This is a genomic window from Lapidilactobacillus salsurivasis, assembly GCF_054785215.1.
Map to the genome: position 1 here is coordinate 309,687 of NZ_BAAABI010000001.1, position 16,282 is coordinate 325,968.

General features: G+C 49.8%; 20 protein-coding genes and 1 pseudogene. 2 read left to right on the forward strand and 19 right to left on the reverse strand.

Going from position 1 to position 16,282, the window contains the following annotated elements; all coding sequences use genetic code 11:
* Nucleotides 1-24: 24 nt before the first annotated feature.
* A complete protein-coding gene (locus tag ACYVSB_RS01415) occupies nucleotides 25-213 on the forward strand; it encodes a hypothetical protein (protein WP_461218141.1) in 189 nt (62 codons plus the stop codon).
* A gap of 207 nt (nucleotides 214-420) precedes the next feature.
* Here ACYVSB_RS01415 and ACYVSB_RS01420 read toward each other — a convergent pair whose 3' ends face one another.
* The 5 genes from ACYVSB_RS01420 to ACYVSB_RS01440 all read right to left on the reverse strand — a co-directional run bounded on the left by ACYVSB_RS01420 (nucleotide 421) and on the right by ACYVSB_RS01440 (nucleotide 4,598).
* On the reverse strand, nucleotides 421-1,059 hold the full coding sequence (locus ACYVSB_RS01420; RefSeq protein ID WP_461218142.1) for a potassium channel family protein: 639 nt from the start codon (nucleotides 1,057-1,059) through the stop codon (nucleotides 421-423).
* A gap of 10 nt (nucleotides 1,060-1,069) precedes the next feature.
* Nucleotides 1,070-2,455, reverse strand: coding sequence for a TrkH family potassium uptake protein (locus tag ACYVSB_RS01425; RefSeq protein WP_461218143.1), 1,386 nt, complete (start codon nucleotides 2,453-2,455; stop codon nucleotides 1,070-1,072).
* A 307-nt stretch (nucleotides 2,456-2,762) separates the two neighbouring features.
* Nucleotides 2,763-2,993, reverse strand: coding sequence for a hypothetical protein (locus ACYVSB_RS01430; RefSeq protein ID WP_461218144.1), 231 nt, complete (start codon nucleotides 2,991-2,993; stop codon nucleotides 2,763-2,765).
* A gap of 496 nt (nucleotides 2,994-3,489) precedes the next feature.
* Nucleotides 3,490-4,236, reverse strand: a complete 747-nt coding sequence (locus ACYVSB_RS01435; protein WP_461218145.1) for a response regulator transcription factor — start codon at nucleotides 4,234-4,236, stop codon at nucleotides 3,490-3,492.
* On the reverse strand, nucleotides 4,236-4,598 hold the full coding sequence (locus ACYVSB_RS01440; RefSeq protein ID WP_461218146.1) for a hypothetical protein: 363 nt from the start codon (nucleotides 4,596-4,598) through the stop codon (nucleotides 4,236-4,238). Before ACYVSB_RS01440 ends, ACYVSB_RS01435 begins: the two co-directional genes overlap by 1 nt.
* Before the next feature lie 285 nt (nucleotides 4,599-4,883).
* Here ACYVSB_RS01440 and ACYVSB_RS01445 point away from each other — a divergent pair, with 285 nt between their 5' ends.
* The gene (locus ACYVSB_RS01445) at nucleotides 4,884-5,153 is read left to right on the forward strand and encodes a hypothetical protein (protein ID WP_461218147.1); all 270 of its coding nucleotides are present in this window, start codon (nucleotides 4,884-4,886) and stop codon (nucleotides 5,151-5,153) included.
* Here the strand turns inward: ACYVSB_RS01445 and phoU are convergent.
* The 14 genes and pseudogenes from phoU to ACYVSB_RS01515 all read right to left on the reverse strand — a co-directional run bounded on the left by phoU (nucleotide 5,102) and on the right by ACYVSB_RS01515 (nucleotide 16,234).
* The gene (gene phoU / locus ACYVSB_RS01450) at nucleotides 5,102-5,770 is read right to left on the reverse strand and encodes a phosphate signaling complex protein PhoU (protein ID WP_125599799.1); all 669 of its coding nucleotides are present in this window, start codon (nucleotides 5,768-5,770) and stop codon (nucleotides 5,102-5,104) included. The two genes, ACYVSB_RS01445 and phoU, sit on opposite strands and share 52 nt — an antisense overlap.
* 19 nt (nucleotides 5,771-5,789) lie before the next feature.
* Nucleotides 5,790-6,548: a phosphate ABC transporter ATP-binding protein PstB gene (gene pstB, locus ACYVSB_RS01455; RefSeq protein WP_461218148.1), complete on the reverse strand. Its 759-nt coding sequence runs from the start codon at nucleotides 6,546-6,548 to the stop codon at nucleotides 5,790-5,792.
* A 5-nt stretch (nucleotides 6,549-6,553) separates the two neighbouring features.
* On the reverse strand, nucleotides 6,554-7,342 hold the full coding sequence (locus ACYVSB_RS01460) for a phosphate ABC transporter ATP-binding protein (RefSeq protein ID WP_461218149.1): 789 nt from the start codon (nucleotides 7,340-7,342) through the stop codon (nucleotides 6,554-6,556).
* 47 nt (nucleotides 7,343-7,389) lie between these two features.
* Nucleotides 7,390-8,262, reverse strand: a complete 873-nt coding sequence (gene pstA, locus ACYVSB_RS01465) for a phosphate ABC transporter permease PstA (RefSeq protein ID WP_461218150.1) — start codon at nucleotides 8,260-8,262, stop codon at nucleotides 7,390-7,392.
* Nucleotides 8,259-9,170: a phosphate ABC transporter permease subunit PstC gene (gene pstC / locus ACYVSB_RS01470; protein ID WP_125599787.1), complete on the reverse strand. Its 912-nt coding sequence runs from the start codon at nucleotides 9,168-9,170 to the stop codon at nucleotides 8,259-8,261. The genes pstA and pstC overlap by 4 nt, the downstream gene beginning before the upstream one ends.
* Nucleotides 9,171-9,190: 20 nt before the next feature.
* On the reverse strand, nucleotides 9,191-10,093 hold the full coding sequence (locus tag ACYVSB_RS01475; protein ID WP_461218151.1) for a phosphate ABC transporter substrate-binding protein PstS family protein: 903 nt from the start codon (nucleotides 10,091-10,093) through the stop codon (nucleotides 9,191-9,193).
* Between the two features lie 254 nt (nucleotides 10,094-10,347).
* Nucleotides 10,348-11,121, reverse strand: coding sequence for a hypothetical protein (locus ACYVSB_RS01480; RefSeq protein WP_461218152.1), 774 nt, complete (start codon nucleotides 11,119-11,121; stop codon nucleotides 10,348-10,350).
* Complete coding sequence (locus ACYVSB_RS01485) at nucleotides 11,105-11,635, reverse strand: sigma-70 family RNA polymerase sigma factor (protein WP_461218153.1); 531 nt, start codon at nucleotides 11,633-11,635, stop codon at nucleotides 11,105-11,107. Before ACYVSB_RS01485 ends, ACYVSB_RS01480 begins: the two co-directional genes overlap by 17 nt.
* Nucleotides 11,636-11,839: 204 nt before the next feature.
* Nucleotides 11,840-12,619 (reverse strand): hypothetical protein, encoded by a 780-nt coding sequence (locus ACYVSB_RS01490; protein ID WP_125599775.1) that lies wholly within the window; start codon nucleotides 12,617-12,619, stop codon nucleotides 11,840-11,842.
* The gene (locus tag ACYVSB_RS01495) at nucleotides 12,603-13,133 is read right to left on the reverse strand and encodes a sigma-70 family RNA polymerase sigma factor (RefSeq protein ID WP_164511149.1); all 531 of its coding nucleotides are present in this window, start codon (nucleotides 13,131-13,133) and stop codon (nucleotides 12,603-12,605) included. Before ACYVSB_RS01495 ends, ACYVSB_RS01490 begins: the two co-directional genes overlap by 17 nt.
* Before the next feature lie 192 nt (nucleotides 13,134-13,325).
* A pseudogene (locus ACYVSB_RS01500) lies at nucleotides 13,326-14,654 on the reverse strand (PTS transporter subunit EIIC); the annotation flags it as partial.
* A 307-nt stretch (nucleotides 14,655-14,961) separates the two neighbouring features.
* Nucleotides 14,962-15,114: a hypothetical protein gene (locus tag ACYVSB_RS01505; RefSeq protein ID WP_461218154.1), complete on the reverse strand. Its 153-nt coding sequence runs from the start codon at nucleotides 15,112-15,114 to the stop codon at nucleotides 14,962-14,964.
* 450 nt (nucleotides 15,115-15,564) lie between these two features.
* Nucleotides 15,565-15,726, reverse strand: coding sequence for a hypothetical protein (locus tag ACYVSB_RS01510; protein ID WP_461218155.1), 162 nt, complete (start codon nucleotides 15,724-15,726; stop codon nucleotides 15,565-15,567).
* 289 nt (nucleotides 15,727-16,015) lie between these two features.
* The gene (locus tag ACYVSB_RS01515; protein WP_461218156.1) at nucleotides 16,016-16,234 is read right to left on the reverse strand and encodes a hypothetical protein; all 219 of its coding nucleotides are present in this window, start codon (nucleotides 16,232-16,234) and stop codon (nucleotides 16,016-16,018) included.
* Between the last annotated feature and the right edge of the window lie 48 nt (nucleotides 16,235-16,282).

Sequence of the window (16,282 nt, forward strand, 5' to 3'; positions counted from 1 at the left end):
ACTTCGTTAGATGTCCAACTTCGATTGCAGATAAGCTCAATTCTGCCTAGCAACCGGCTGGGACTGCGCGGCTCAGTGGTGAAATTGTCCTTGGCGGCTTTGCCGCTTAGGACAAGGCTCGATTTGAAGACAAGCCGCGCACTTTGCGGATTGGCTCCAAACGATGCCCACCACGTTCGAAACAGAGTGCGAACCGACCCGGTCAGCTCCTGAGCATTAGCCTAGCCATTGTTTTGGAAGCCGCACTTTGCTTCCGGAACAATGGCGTAGCTAAGCGCAGGGAGCTGGGTCGGTGAGCACGTTTCCAGTCCGCAACAGCAGTCCCAGCCGGTTGCGCTCACGCGCAACACCCACATACACCTGCAATCAAACACGAGTACAATGCAAACTCGCCGCATCCGGAATAACCATCGCCAACGCCTATTCCGTGCTCAACATGATCAGCACATCATCCGCCTGCAAAGTCAGATCGGCTGGGACGGGAATGATGATTTTCTGATCACGAATCACCGCCATGATGTTGTAGTCGTATTTATTACGAATATCCAAATCGGCCACGGTATGGCCAACCCATTGAGCCCGGGGGTGCAGCTCGGTGATCGCTTGCCGGCCGGCGCGCTCCAAAATGTCGATCATATCCGGATCAACCAGACTATGAGCGATTTTCTCACCCATTTCGATTTCAGGGAGGATCACCCGATCGGCGCCCAGGCGTTCGAGAATTTTCTTTTGGCGCTGGCCTAGGGCTTTGACGACGACTTTCGGTACGCCTAATTCTTTGGCGGTCATCGTCGCCATGATCGCGGCTTCGAAATTCTCGCCCATGGCCAAAACAACCACGTCGAAATCACCTAGATCCAATCCCTTTAGCGTATCAGCGTCGGCAACATCGGCCTGAACCAGGTGGCTGGTGTAGTCCGCCGCCTCATTCAAGCGTTCTTCTTTGATGTCGCAAGCCAAAACAGTGGCGTCATAATCGGCCAAGGTGCGGACGATGCTCATGCCAAAACGGCCTAAGCCGAAAACGGCGAATTGTAGATTTGTACGATCAATATCCATTTCTCTACTCCTATCCAATCATGACGGTCGCGCTGGGATAGCGCACGTCATGCTGATTCATTTGACGCGTTAAGGCCACCATCACCGTAATTGGCGATAGGCGCCCGATGAACATACACAAGGCGATGACGATTTTCCCGATTTCGCTAAGATGCGGCGTGATGCCGGTGGTCAAGCCCACGGTTCCCAGCGCGGAGCTGACTTCAAAAACCAGATCCAACAAGTTGTGCGAGAAACCAGAATTTTGTTCAGAGAACGTTAGAATCACGACGGCGCCCAACACCAAAAGCACAAACATGGAAACCACGGTCAAAGCCTTTTGAAGCAATTGCAAGGGTAAGGTGCGGTGAAAGGCGATCAATTGCGAACGTCCTTTGATGGCCGCGTGCACCGCGATCAGGATCAGCGCAACCGAGACGGTTTTGATCCCACCGGCGGTCCCTGCCGGCGAGCCGCCGACTAACATCAACATCGACGAAATGGCTTTACTCAAGTCGGTCAATCCTGCTTGGTCAATGGAGAAATAGCCCGCCGTCCGCAACGTGACCGATTGGAAGAAGGCGTTAAGAATCTTGTTACCCCAAGAAAGTGGTCCTAAAGTCGCCGGATTTTGCCATTCCAACCCTAAAATCGCTAAAGTCCCGACTAACAATAAACTGCCGGTCATAACAAACACGATTTTGCTATGAACTGACAGCATTTGGAGCCGCCGCCGCACTGACCACTGGCGCCTAGCGCGCAAACGTTTGAAGAATTCAATGATTACTGGAAAGCCTAACCCACCCAGGATGATCAAGGCGCCGACGGTTAACACAATGGGCCAATTGCCTTGAAACGGTTGTAAGCTGCTGTTTCCCAAAATATCGAATCCGGCGTTGCAAAACGCCGAAATCGCGTGGAACACGCCTTGATAAGCGGCCTTGCCCCAACTGATCGACTGCGCTTGATGGAAGAAAAGCGTCAGTAAAAGCGCGCCACTCAACTCGATGGTCAACGTGATTTGAATGACCCGCTTGATAAACGCGCCCATTCCCCCAATGCGGTCCTGACCAAAGGCGGTTTTGATCACGACCCGATTTTCCAAAGAAATGCGCCGATTGAAGAGCAATAAGCTGGCTGAAAAAATCGAAATAAACCCTAGCGCGCCAAGCTGGATCAGGGAAATGATCACCAGTTGTCCGAACAACGTCCAATGCGCCAATGTGTTGACCACCACCAACCCAGTCACGCAACTTGCCGACGTGGCCGTAAACAACGCATTCAAAAAGCCCACCGATTGCTGGTCTTTGCTGGCGATGGGTAGATTCAATAATAGCGTGCCCAATAAAATCAGCCCGACGAAGCTCAACGCAATCAACTGGGTGGCGGTTAAATGTTGGACTTTCTTTCCGTTCAAAAACGAAACAACCCCTTATCTAACTCGATTTGATTGCTTTCAGTATAGCACAAGTCCGCCTGCGATTGGTATGTCGTTGGACGCGATGGCGGTGGTGGAAAGCGGCACTTTGCAGATAAAAGTAGGTTGACCGCGGCTTGCGCTGCGCGTGGCGTTGGTGGTTGGCAGATGTGGTGGGGCTCCAGGTCGGGCTGGAGGTGGTGGAACGCGGCGGGCACGACTTGAAGCTTTTCGGAAACCCGCCGAAAATCTTCAAGCTCGGCCTTATTGTAGGCGATAAATCGCCAACAATAATATCGCGGCTGACTCACCCCCAGCCCGACCTTACGCCAGACGAACAAACGGACCACCAACGCCACGCTCCGCTCCAGCCGCTCAACGTTTTAACAGCCGCTTGAGCACTCACGCCAGCTAGCCAGCTATGGCTAATTGATAGAGAGCCTCGGAATTGACGACCGTGGTTAGTGGTTACAAGCTTTAAATTGGTGACACCAGCGCAGTCCGCTTGATAAACCGAGGCAAGTTCTTGATAAATCATCTCAATCGGCCGGTTTAACTGAGAATTGTCTAGGAAGCAGGTAAAGATGTCCAACCAACACAAACTGTACCAATTGCCTAATCCAATTCCGTTGATGTTGCGGGACCACCTCAAAAGTGGACAATCATTTGACCACCACACCTGCAAAAGCACTTCGTAAAATCCTTCACTTCGATTGCGGATTGGCTCAATTCTGCCTAGCAACCGCCTCAGGACGTGTGGCTCAGCGGTGAGATTTGTCTTAGTGGCTTTGCCACTTAGACAAAGACCTGATTTTGAGACAAGCCGCGCACCTTGCGGATTGGCTCAAAACAGCGTCCACTGCGTTCCAGCCACCATAAACGCCCTGAGGCGGTTGCGTCACCACCAAACCCCACCACATCTAAAACCGAGTGGAGTTTCAAGAACTGAGACTTCCGAAATCAGTTGGCATTGCCGTCCCGCACCGAAAAGCGGTGCCCGCAATTCAAAAACCGTCAGTTGAGCCGCTGACGGTTTATTTTTGAAAGTCGATTTTTAGGTGTTTATCCTCGAAAATATAGCCAAAGCCGCGCACGGTTTTGATGATTTGGGGATTCTTGGAATCCAACTCGATTTTATCGCGCAGATGGCTGACATGAATATCAACGATCCGCGAAGATTCCAGCTCGTCGTAGCCCCAAACCTTGTTTAAAATTTGTTCCCGACTCAAAACCTGACCATTATGGTTGATCAAATAAATCAGTAACTTGAATTCCTTTGGCGTCAGCCCTAAATCAACGCCGCGGCGCAACACCTGGTAATGTTGCAGGTCAATGGTCAGGTCGTCCAAGTGGATCGCGGACGATTTGACCTCGTTCGCTAACTCTGGGTGAACCGGTCGCTCGTGTTCATGGGTCTTGTAGACCCAAATCCGCTGTTGGATTCGCGCGGATAGTTCCGCGAAAGAAACTTGGGTCGCCAAGTAATCATCGACTCGCAGCGCGAACAAAGCCAGTAAATTATCTGGCGTGGGCGCGGCGTCCAAAATCACGATGGGACCATTGATTGCGTCTCGATTTTGCGCGACCAGTTGGCTGGACGCTTCAAAACCGAGACAATCCACGTCAAGGATCACAGCGCTGAATTCTTGGCTGGTAATCGCTTGAGCCGCGCTTAAAGCGGACGTGACGTTGAACACCGAGAAATGCTGCTCGGTGAGTTTTTCGTTAAGCATGATAAAAATTTTGAGCTGTTTGGTCAAGACCAATATCTTATTTTGCATTAGTCTACACCTAAACTTTCGCTTCTTGTCTTGGCACCATTTTTTGTTGAAATTGCTTCTGCTGATTGAAAGTAGTTCGTCCGTAGTTTGCCCGCGGCTTGCGCTGCGAAATTCGGGGTGAGCTCGCTGTGGGCGCTGTTTTGAGCCAATCCGCAAAGTGCGCGGCTTGTCTCAAAATCAGGCCTTGTCCTAAGCGGCAGAGCCGCCAAGGACAATTTCACGGCGATCTCACCCCGAATTTCTCCGCTCCAGCCGCTCAACGTTTTAACAGCCGTTTGAGCACTCACGCCGTCCAATAAGTTATGACCAATTGATGAGGAACCACGCAATTGACGACCGTGGTTAGTGGTCTCAAGCTTCAAATTGGTAACACCAGTACAGTCTGTCTGATAAACAAACCTAGTTATCAGTGAATCAACTGAATCGATCGGTTTTCACTCACGAATCGTTCAGGAAACGAGTTGAGATGTTCAGCCTACGCAAAATGTCGCGACCGCCTGATCCAATTCCGTTGGTGTTGCTGTACCATCCAAAAGAGGGCAATTGTTTGACCTCAATCTCGCAAAACCACTTCGTCAGATATCCAACTTCGATTGCAGATAGACTCAATTCTGTTCAGCAACCGGTTCGGGCCATGCGGCTCAGCAGTGAAATTATTCTTTGCGGCTTTGCCGCTTAGAATAAGGCTCGATTTTGAGACAAGCCGCGGGTCTTGCGGATTGGCTCAAAACGATGCCCACTGCGTTCCAGCCGCACAAATGGCCCGAACCGGTTGCGCTCACGCGCAACACCCACCTACACCTGCAATCAAGCGAACATCCAAGAATAGAAACATCGAGCTCGGCGCCAAACATTGCCCACACACTCAGCGGCGCTTATCGTTACTCAATTCCACGATATTTCCGGTTTTGCTATAAACGATCCACTCTGTAATGTTGACGATATGATCCCCAATCCGTTCCAAGAACCGCGCTACCATCAGATAACTGGCGCTGGCCGGCGCTAGATCAACAGTTTGCGACTCGGTATCGGTGATGGCTTTGCGAATCGTAATGAACTGTTGGTCAATACCCAAATCGGCCTTCGCGACGTTCTCTGCAACAGTCGCATCTTCGTGGAAATAAGCATCCAGCGCTTCTTCCAACATTTTGCGGACGCTGTTGGTCATTTCGGCGATTTGTTCTTCAACTTTGGGGATCCGTTGATTACCTTTAATATAAATCGTTTCGCGGGCAATGCCAACTGCATGGTCTCCGATTCGCTCTAAATCTGAACTAGCTTTAAGGATCGAGATCACTTCGCGGAAATTGGTGGCTACGGGTTGTTGCAAGGCCATTAAATAAAGGGCCTGTTTCTCCAAGTCGATCTCGTTCTCGTTGATGTCATGATCGGTGCTGATCACCGCGTGGGCCAGCTTCTTGTCGTGATCAATAAATGATTTGGTCGACTGATAGATTTGTTCACTGACGGTGATGCCCATGTTCATGAAGTTGGTTTGCAAACTCTTCAACTCATCAAAAAATTGTTGTGCCATGATTGTCTCCTATCCGAAATCATCCGAATTTCCCATTCAAATAATCACTGGTTGCTTGTTCCCGCGGCGTCATAAAAATCGTCTTGGTGGCGCCGGCTTCGACCAAATCGCCATTCAGTAAAAAAGCGGTTTGATCAGAGATCCGGCTGGCCTGTTGAAGATTATGCGTGACGATCACGATGGTGTAGCTGTCCTTCAGGCTTAGCAAGGTGCCTTCGATTTTGGCGCTGGCGATTGGGTCTAGGGCGCTGGTCGGTTCATCCAGCAAGATCACTTCTGGCGCCCCGGCCAAAACACTGGCGAGGCAGACCCGTTGTTGCTGCCCGCCAGATAGCGATTGGGCCGAGCGCTGGAGTCGATCCTTGACCTCATCCCAAATCGCGGCTTGGCGCAGGCTGCGCTCCACGATTTCGTCGGCTTTCTGGCGATCGTGCAGGCCGATCATGCGCTGACTGAAAATCACATTCTCGTAGATCGAGAAGGGAAACGGCGTGGGCTGTTGATAAACCATGCCGATCTGGGTCCGTAAAGCAACCACATTGACTTTCGGCCCGTAAATATCGCGTTGTTCAAACTCGATCGTGCCGCTAACACTCACGTCGGGAATCAGGTCGTTACTCCGATTCAAACAACGTAAAAAGGTGGACTTGCCACAGCCGGAAGGTCCCATCAAGGCCGTGATTTGATTCTTAGGGAAATCCAAAGTCACGCCATGGAGGCTTTCGTGCTGACCATAGCTAACTTTGACATCTTTGGTTGTCAAACTATTCTCTGTCATGATCATCACCCGAAATTCCCTGACAAATAATCGTCAGTCATCGCCAAATGTGGCTTGATAAACAGCTGCGCGGTCGTGTCATATTCCATTAAATGACCATCGTAGAAGAAGGCTGTATAATCGCTGATCCGCGCCGCTTGTTCCAAATTATGGGTCACGATAATGATCGTATAGTTCTGCCTTAATTCTAGCAAATTTGCTTCGATTTTGGCAGTCGAAATTGGATCTAATGCGCTGGCCGGCTCATCCAATAGCAAAACTTGCGGCATCGACATCAAAGTCCGCGCTAAACACAAACGCTGTTGCTGACCGCCGGATAGTTGCAAGGCGTTGCGCTCCAGATCGCCATCCAATTCGGTCCAAAGATCGACCATGCTGAGCACCTGCTCCATCCGCTGGCGCAAATCGTTGGCGCTGATCTTCTGATGTTCTAACACGCCAAAGGACAAGTTAAACCGAATCGAGCGCGCAAACGGATTCGGTTGCTGAAACAGCATCCCCACCTGTTGCCGCAATTGATAAACGTTCAGCTTGGGATCGTTGATGTTGATGCCATCAAGCATGATTTGGCCGCCAATCGCGGCGACCTCATCATTCATCCGATTCAAACAACGCAGAAAGGTTGACTTACCAGAGCCTGATGGTCCGATCAAGGCCGTGATCCGATTTTTCGGGAAAACCGCGGAACATGGCTGCAAGGCCAGGGTTTCATCGTATTTAACGGTCAGATCCTTGGTCGCCAAGGCGTTGGGCAAATCGGGAAATTTCAAATATGTTTCTGCAGTATCGTACATCATTACACCTCATTAACAGTCGCGGCCACAACGGTGATGGCTAGCACTTAGCGGTAGATTTTTCGTTGTAGTCGGTGAGACAGTTGCCGCGCCAGCAGATTGAACAAAAGAATGGTCAAGATCAAAATAACGATCGTGCCTTTCGAGATCGCCTCGGCATTGGCGCCCAGTCCTTCGGTATTGACCTTCCAAATATGGACCGCCAATGTTTCCGCAGGTCGCAATGGATTCAAAAAGCTATTCGCGTCGAAAATATTCCAGTTCAGATAATCCAATTTCGGCGCGCTTTGCCCAGCCGTATAAATCAAAGCCGCGGCCTCCCCGAAAACCCGGCCGGCGCTAAGCACGATGCCTGAGATCATTCCCGGCATCGCCTCTGGCAAAATCACCTTGGTGATCGTATGCCATTTGGAAACGCCAAGGGAAACGCCGGCGGTCATGCGCGCCTCGGGTACCGTCGCGATCGCCAAGGAAATACTTTGGGTCAAGATCGGTAGATTGAAGAAGGTCAACGCGATCGCGCCAGATAGCACGGAAAAGCCAATTTTTAACTTCAGAACTAACAACAGGAAGCCAAAGAGCCCGATGATGATCGAAGGCAGTGAGCTCAAGGCTTGGATCGCCATTTCCGCGATGGCGGCGAACCGACTTTTCTTGCCATAAATGGTGAGGGCAATGGCGGAACCTAAGGCGATGGGGAAGGACAACAGGAGCGTCAAGATCAACAAATACAATGAGTTGAAGAGTTGATCGCGAATGCCCAGCCCATCATCGCTGGCGGTGGTCAGAAACGACCAGCTGATTGTGGACCAGCCTTGAACCAGCAAATAGCCAATGAAGATAGCAATCAAGGCAATGATCGCGCCAACAATGGTGTAGATCAGGCCGCGGGCAAACTTGTCATTTCGATAACGATTCATTTGGCCTCGCCTCCTCGGGTGAATCCTTTGACGATCAAGTTAAAGGCCAAAGAGATCAGCAAGAGGATCAAGGCCAAGGTCCACAACGCGTTATTGGGCAAGGTACCATCAATGGTGTTGCCAATATCGGTGGTCAATTTACTGGTCAATGTTGCCGTGGGCGAGACCAGACTGGTAGGCATTTGAACGGTATTGCCGATCACCATCTGGACCGCCAGCGCCTCACCAAAGGCCCGGGCGATCCCATAAATCACGGCGATCATCAGTTTCTTCGCGGAGATCCGCAACATGACGTGATAGATCATTTGCCAATGGGTGCACCCCAAAGTATAGGCAAATTTCTGGTAACTCGGATCCACACTGCGCAGGCTTTCGATCGACAAGGACGTGATCGTGGGCAAGATCATCAAGGCCAGGATCAACGCCCCGGCCAAGATCCCAAAGCCTGTGCCACCGAAACGCCCGCGAATGATCGGCACCAGAACGGTCAAGCCGATGAACCCGTAGACAACTGAAGGAATTCCCAGCAGTAATTCGATCACCGGCTGGACGAAGCGTTGCCCGAATTTCGGCTTTAACGCCACCACATAGATCGCGATAACAAAAGCTAGCGGTGTCGCCACAGCGGCCGCTAGCATAGTTGTCGAAAACGAGGTTGTGATCAAGGCTAAGGCCCCAATGTCCGCATGCCCGTGGGCATCCAAGCTGGTGTTCCAATCTGCTGTTGTCAGAAATGACCAAACATTAACGTGATTTTTGGTGAACGTCTGTAGGCCTTTGCTACTAATGAAGTAGACAATTGTCACAACCAGTAGCAACAAGATCGTGACGCTGATGTAGCAGAGTAGCCGACCCCAATTATCTTGACGGATCTCCTTGGAGCGGGCAAAGAGCTTATCCTCTTTCATAATCTCACTTCTCGCTTACTTTATTTTTCGCTGACCTTGTTCTTCGCGTCCTTGACAACTTTCATGTCATGCATGCTGATATAGCCAAGATCTTTGACTGGGCCAGACTGAACATCTTTTGAGTCCATGTATTCCAGAAACTTCTTAGTCGCGCTATCGATTTTTTCCTGAGTATACATATGTTCGTAAGACCAGATCTTCCATTCGTTGGTGGTCACGTTCTTGTCAGTCGGTTCAACACCATCGATCGATAACGGTTGGATATCATCCTTGAAGTAGGAGAAAGCCAAGTAGCTGATCGAACCCGGCGTTGAGCGCACGATTTGTTGAACCGTCCCGTTGGAATCTTGTTCTTGCGACTTAACCGCCTTAGCGCCATCAAGCACCGCGTTTTCGAAAGTCGCGCGGGTCCCGCTACCTTCTGCCCGATTGATCACAGTGATCGCGCCATCTTTGCCGCCAACGTCTTTCCAGTTGGTGATTTTCCCAGTGAAAATATCCTTCAATTGCGCCATGGTAATGTTCTTCACGCCAACTTCTTTGTTAACGACTGGTCCCATCCCAACGACCGCAACTTTATGATCGACTAATTTAGAAGCGTCGATCCCATCTTTGGCCTCAGCGAAAATATCCGAGTTCCCAATGGTAACCGCGCCTTGCGAAACTTGACTTAACCCTGTGCCGGAACCGCCACCTTGAACGTTGACAACGATATTGCTGTTTTCCTTTTGGAAATCCTTCGCCGCTTGTTCGACTAATGGTTGTAACGCGGTTGAGCCGACGACCATGATTTTAGCTGATTCTGCTTTTTTGCTACTGGAGCTACTGCTGCTACCGTTAGAAGCGTTGCCTGATCCGCTACAAGCGCCCAATAACATTAATCCGGCAGCGATCAGTGAACCTAATGCAAGTTTTCTCTTCATATCTCTACACTCCTGCTCTGTGTCATCCCTAATTTTGAATACAACCACAGTTTACCCAGTGAGTATAAATTTTCAGTATGATTTATGTAAATATCTTGTAAAGTTGCCACTTTTTTCGTGAAAGTTTCTTTTTAGTAAGTGAGCAATTTTCAGCAAAAGCCAACAAAAAAGCCAGCAAGGAGGCAGCTTGCTGGCAGGCGAATTAAAAATATGGGTTAACTGCTATTTTGAAAAACTTGGGTGTCCGGCGCTTATCACAGAAAATGGATCAGCAAGTAGACAATGAGGGCGATTCCCAAGATGATCCCCATTCCGATAAAAATAACGTTATTGGCACGGATCCCGAAGTTGATATTACTGAAGATGTAATCAAACTTAGTCCCACGAAAAACAGAATCAGAGATTTCAATCTTGGCCATGTTGGGAATCATCAGGAGATTACGCTTGAACAACTCGGCATTTTCCACATTGAGGATCTCGGTGAACACGCGTTTATCTGTGGTCTGGAAGTCTAAGGTATACCAGTGCAGCACATTGCGGCGCCAAGGTCGGTTGTTATCGGCGGGAATAGATTCGCGATGCTTCTTCAATTTAAGCACAGGGATTCGATCATAATAGTAGGAATAATAAACCGTGGGATCGTCAATAAATTCGATCATCACGAAGAAAATCATCCGTCGATCCGTGAAAATCATCAGGCGATTGTCCCGCAGGCTGTCTTGTTCCTTGATGTAGTCCGCGGCGGTTGCGGTTTTAGCGGCATACATGCCCATCACCCCGCTGGTCGCCGCGTTCGAACCATTCTCATTGGTGACCGGCATCATATTGACGATTTTCTCATCAGGCTCCAGAATTTTATCAACTTCCTGCAACGCCTTCTGCAAAGTAATATATAGCTTGACTTTCTTGACCCGATAACGTTCGTGGAGCTCCGGGGTCAACCCGTTAAAGTAGCGGCCTTTGGGTCGTTCCGGAAAGCCATTGATTTGGTTAACAACATCAACAAACGGATTAAGTAAAGTAGTCATTGATAACACCCTCCTCTTGTAGTTTCTTGCGTCCGCGTGATAAATGCTTATAAACGGACCAGCGCTTCATCCGTAACTTCTTACCAATTTCTTCAGGCAAGAGATCATCACGATAAAATAACATGAAAACTTCCCGTTCTGTTTTCGAAAGCGAGGCGAAAATCGTCTCGTAATCTAATTCCTCCGTAATCGGCGGCGTCGACAGAACCACATGATCCAGCGTGGTGTTCTGCAGCATCGCTTTCAATCCCCGCTGATAATCGATGGTTTGATGCTTGACGATCGCGCTCAGCCAATTTTTGAAAGTGCCTTTATCCGCGTCATACTGCCCGATATGCGACCACACCTGATAAAAGCAACGATTGGCAATATCCGCCGTGAAATCTCGGCGAAAATCATTCGGCAAATTGTGCAGAATCACTTGATTGATAAACCCGCCATAGCTAACGACCAACTCCGTCAAAGCCGCTTCATCCTGTGCCCGCAAACGAGCGATCAACTCCGCTTCTTCCATCTTGACCCTCCTCCTTCCTTGACAAGAATCAAACCCTGTCATACTCGCTTACACCCTATATTACGATAGAACCCCCTAAGGTCTGACATTTTACACCAAAATAATTATTTTCCTTGATTAAAACAAAAAGCCAGCAAGGCGGCAACTTGCTGGCTGCGAATTAAAAATATGGGTTAACTGTTATTTAAGAACAATAAATGATCGTCACTTGAGAAAATAGGTCACGAGCTTCGGCAGGATGACTAATAAGAATAAAAGCACTCCCCCAACAATCAGCATGCCATTGCCACTCCAAATACTGAAATTGACGTTACTCATCGCAAAATCAAACTTGCTCCGACGCTTTACTCGATCGGTGACTTCAATCTCGGTCATCTTAGGGATCATCAGGAGATTGCGTTTGAACAGATCCGCATTATCCGCGTTGAGGATCTCCGTAAAAACACGCTTATCCGTGGTCTGGAAGTCTAAGGTGTACCAGTGCAGCACATTGCGGCGCCAAGGTCGATGATTATCGGTTGGAATAGATTGTTTATGTTGCTTTAATTTAAGCGCCGGGATCCGATCGTAATAGTAGGAATAATAAACAGTCGGGTCATCAATAAACTCGATCACCACGAAGAAGATCATCCGCCGGTCCGTGAAAATCAACAGTCGATTATCCCGCAAACTGTCTTGTTCCTTGATGTAGTCTGTGGCTGTTGCGGTTTTGGCGGCATACATACCCATCACGCCACTTGTTGCCGCAGTTGAACCATTCTCGTTCGTGATCGGCATCATATTGACGATTTTTTCATCAGGCTCAAGGATTTTCCCCACTTGCTCTAAGGCTTTTTGCAAGGTGATGTACATTTTGACTTTCTTGACCCGATACCGTTCTTGGATGCCCGGACTCAGTTGCTTGAAATACAGCGAATGTGGTCGTTGTGGAAACCCATTGATTTGATCGACGACCGCCACAAACGGATTAGTTAAAGTAGCCATGAAATACACCCTCCTCCTGTAGTTTTTTGCGCCCACGCGACAAATGCTTATAGACGGTCAAACGCCTCATTCGCATTTTCTTGGCGATTTCTTCTGGTAGATAATCCTCCCGATAAAACAGCATAAAAACTTGCTGTTCTGTCTTGGAAAGGCTCGCAAAAAGCTTGTCATAATCCAGCTCTTCTGTGACTGGCGGTGTCGGCACGATCACTTTATCCAGACTGATCGCCTTCGTTGTCGCCTTCAACCCGCGTTGATAATCGATCGTTTGGTGCTTGACGATCGCGCTCAACCAATTTTTAAAAGTGCCCTTATCCGCGTCATACTGTCCGATATGCATCCACACTTGATAAAAGCAACGGTTAGCAATATCCTCAGTGAAATCGCGCTGAAAATCGTTCGGTAAATTGTGTAAAATCACTTGATTGATAAACCCGCCATAGCTGACGACTAACTCCGTCAAAGCAGCTTCATCTTGGGCCCGCAAACGAGTAATCAACTCTGCTTCTTCCATCTCATCCCTCCACCTTCCTTGCACACCCTATATTACGATAAAGCTTCATGAACGTTGACATTTTCGCACCAAAATAATTGTTTTCTTGATCAAACAAAAAATCAATCCATTGAAAAATGAATTGATTTCTTTTTTGCCGCAGTCCGAAGTATTTTCTGAGCGTTAATCTTGCTCCTCCGGCCGATACCAACAGAAAGTGATCAAAAAGGTCGCGCCAAAAGCAATGGCCACGGTGATCAACGCATGGACGATATTCATTGGCTTGGCGCCAATAAACGCCGGCAAAGCCGCCAGTCCCGGCGAAACAAACGCATAACGCACCAGACCACTTAGACCAGCGTACAAGCCGCCCAACGCGCCACCGATCATTGCCGCGATCAAAGGTTTCCGTAAAACCAAGGTCACGCCATAAAGCGAGGGCTCCGTGATCCCCATTAATGCGGTCAGTCCGGCAGAAAGGGCCGTTTGCCGCAATTGATGATCACGCGTCCGCAACGCGACCGCTAATGTCGCGCCTCCTTGGGCAATATTGGAGGCCAGCATTCCCGGGCCATTGATCGTTTCAAATCCCTGTTTGCTAAGTTGCATCGTGGCGATCGGGGTCAGCGCCCAGGCGGTCCCGGTAATGATCAATAATGGTTGCAAGCCGCCCATCAACAACGGGATCAACCAACTGACCCGCTGATTGAGCCAGGCCGCGCCAGCCGCAATGCCATCATTCAACAATAATCCCACCGGCCCGATCGCGATCAGCGCTAACGGGCCAATAATCAGAAGGAGCAACAGCGGCTTGACGAAGAATTTGACGAATCCGGGTAAGTTTTTCTCTAAGAAACGGTCCAGCTGGGCCAGCAGCCAAACCGTGAACACGATTGGCAAAACTGATCCCGCGTAATCCGAGGCCGCCACTGGTAATCCCAAGAAATGAACGGCTTTTCCCGACGCGAAAAGTTGTTGCAAGCTGGGATGTAACAGAATTCCCGCCACCGTGATCGCCATCGCGGGATTGACGGCAAATTGCACGGCCGCCCCATAAGCCAACAACATCGGCATGAAATAGAATGCCGCGTCCGCAATCGTGTTCAAGAGCTGATACGTCTGCCCACTAGCGGATAACCCCCCGGTCAAAACCAACAATGACAGGACAGCCTTGACCATCCCCGCGCCAGTCAGCGCCGGGATCATCGGTGTGAAAATTGTAGAGATCAGAGCAATCAAATTTCTCTTGGTTGGCACCGCCGTAGTTGGTGTCGCCGCAGTCGGCAACAACGCGCTGACTTGGCGATACAGCAATTCCACCTGCGCGCCAACAACGATCTGTAATTGGCCGCCATGGTTCACCACACTGATGATTTCTGGGAAACTTTGCAGCTTGGCGAACGCCACCAGTTGTGGATCTTTCAATACAAAGCGTAGTCTGGTGGCACAATGAGTCAAACTGACCACATTGTCTGCCCCGCCCACCAATGCCAACACTTGGCTTGCTAATTGTGTCATGGTGACACCCCCTTGATATCTCATTCGTGTTCACCACGTAATGAGAATAAATCTATCATGGGCGCCGGTTCACACTCAAGCGCTGGTCCGACTTTTTCTGCCTGGATTCTCTGTAAAAAAGGACAGGATCTCGCAGCAATGCTGCGGCGGGGCAGCTTTGGTTGGAATTGCTTATTTGCTGGACGAAAGTAGGTTGGCCGCGGCTTGCGCTGCGCGTGTCGTTGGTGGATTGCGGGTGTGGTGGGTCTCCAGGTCGGGCTGGGGGTGGTGGAACGCTGCGGGCACGACTTGAAGCTTTTCGGAAGTGCACCGAAAATCTTCAAGCTCGGCCTTATTGTAGGCGATAAATCGCCAACAATAATATCGCGGCTGACTCACCCCCAGCCCGACCTTCCGCCGGCATGCAAACAGCCCACCAACGCCACGCTCCGCTCCAGCCGCTCAACGTTTTAATAGCCGTTTGAGCACTCACGCCAGCTGGCAAGCTATGTCAATTGATGGAGAGCCACGCGATTGACGACCGTGGTTAGTGGTTACAAGCTTTGAATTGGCGACACCAGCGCAGTCTGTCTGATGAACGAAAGCATGGTTATGTTGAAACATCTGAATCCGTCGACAGATTCAACCAAAGTTGGCTTGGAATAGTAGCAACGATATCAACGCTTCTCAAACCGGTTGGCATAATCATCCAAATCTGTTGGCGTTGCCGCTCTATCAAAAAAGGGCAATGGTTTTACCATCACCCTTGCAAAGGCACTTCAGTAATCTCTTCACTTCAATTGCAGAACGGCGCAATTCTGCCTAGGAACCGGTTGGGACCGCGCGGCTCTATTCAGAGCGCGAGCCGACCTGGGCAGCTTCTGAGCATTAGCCTAGCAAAAGTAGGTTGGCCGCGGCTTGCGCTGCGAAATTCGGGGTGAGCTCGCTGTGGGCATCACTTTGAGCTTTTCGGAAGAGCGCCGAAAATCTCAAAGCTGAGCCTTGTCCCAAGCGGCAAAGCCGCCAAGGACAATTTCACGGCGATCTCACCCCGAATTTCTCCGCTCCAGCCGCTCAACGTTTTAATAGCCGTTTGAGCACTCACGCCGACTGGCAAGCTATGGTCAATTGATGAGGAACCACGCCATTGACGACCGTGGTTAGTGGTTACCAGCTATAAATTGGTGACACCAGCACAGTTCGCCTGATGAACTGAGGCAACTTCTTGATGAAGCAGCTGAATCGGTCGTTTTCACCGAAGCTTGTCTAGAGAACTGGTAAAGATGTCCAAACAATGCAAACTGTACCAACCAACTAATCCAAATTTGTTGGCATTGCCGTACCACCTTAAAATGGGCAATTGTTTGACATCTAACTCGCAAAACCACTTCGTCAAATCCTTCGCTTCAATTGCAGATGAGCTCAATTCTGTCTAGCAACCGGCTGGGACTGCGCGGCTCAGTGGTGAAATTGTCCTTGGCGGCTTTGCCGCTTTGGACAAGGCTCGATTTGAAGACAAGCCGCGCACTTTGCGGATTGGCTCCAAACGATGCCCACCACGTTCCAGTCCGCATCAGCAGTCCCAGCCGGTTGCGCTCACGCGCAACACCCAACTCTACTGCCATCAAGCGTAGACTCAAAAAGAGAAATCCAACTTTTCAAATCAAAACTAG

Bases quoted from the DNA above. Each gene is read 5' to 3' on its own strand.
- ACYVSB_RS01515 (WP_461218156.1), bottom strand. From the start codon at position 16,234: ATGGCAGTAGAGTTGGGTGTTGCGCGTGAGCGCAACCGGCTGGGACTG.
- ACYVSB_RS01430 (WP_461218144.1), bottom strand. From the start codon at position 2,993: ATGATTTATCAAGAACTTGCCTCGGTTTATCAAGCGGACTGCGCTGGT.
- ACYVSB_RS01490 (WP_125599775.1), bottom strand. From the start codon at position 12,619: ATGGCTACTTTAACTAATCCGTTTGTGGCGGTCGTCGATCAAATCAAT.
- pstA (WP_461218150.1), bottom strand. From the start codon at position 8,262: ATGAATCGTTATCGAAATGACAAGTTTGCCCGCGGCCTGATCTACACC.
- ACYVSB_RS01420 (WP_461218142.1), bottom strand. From the start codon at position 1,059: ATGGATATTGATCGTACAAATCTACAATTCGCCGTTTTCGGCTTAGGC.
- ACYVSB_RS01435 (WP_461218145.1), bottom strand. From the start codon at position 4,236: ATGCAAAATAAGATATTGGTCTTGACCAAACAGCTCAAAATTTTTATC.
- ACYVSB_RS01495 (WP_164511149.1), bottom strand. From the start codon at position 13,133: ATGGAAGAAGCAGAGTTGATTACTCGTTTGCGGGCCCAAGATGAAGCT.
- ACYVSB_RS01475 (WP_461218151.1), bottom strand. From the start codon at position 10,093: ATGAAGAGAAAACTTGCATTAGGTTCACTGATCGCTGCCGGATTAATG.
- pstC (WP_125599787.1), bottom strand. From the start codon at position 9,170: ATGAAAGAGGATAAGCTCTTTGCCCGCTCCAAGGAGATCCGTCAAGAT.
- pstB (WP_461218148.1), bottom strand. From the start codon at position 6,548: ATGACAGAGAATAGTTTGACAACCAAAGATGTCAAAGTTAGCTATGGT.
- ACYVSB_RS01460 (WP_461218149.1), bottom strand. From the start codon at position 7,342: ATGTACGATACTGCAGAAACATATTTGAAATTTCCCGATTTGCCCAAC.
- phoU (WP_125599799.1), bottom strand. From the start codon at position 5,770: ATGGCACAACAATTTTTTGATGAGTTGAAGAGTTTGCAAACCAACTTC.
- ACYVSB_RS01485 (WP_461218153.1), bottom strand. From the start codon at position 11,635: ATGGAAGAAGCGGAGTTGATCGCTCGTTTGCGGGCACAGGATGAAGCG.
- ACYVSB_RS01480 (WP_461218152.1), bottom strand. From the start codon at position 11,121: ATGACTACTTTACTTAATCCGTTTGTTGATGTTGTTAACCAAATCAAT.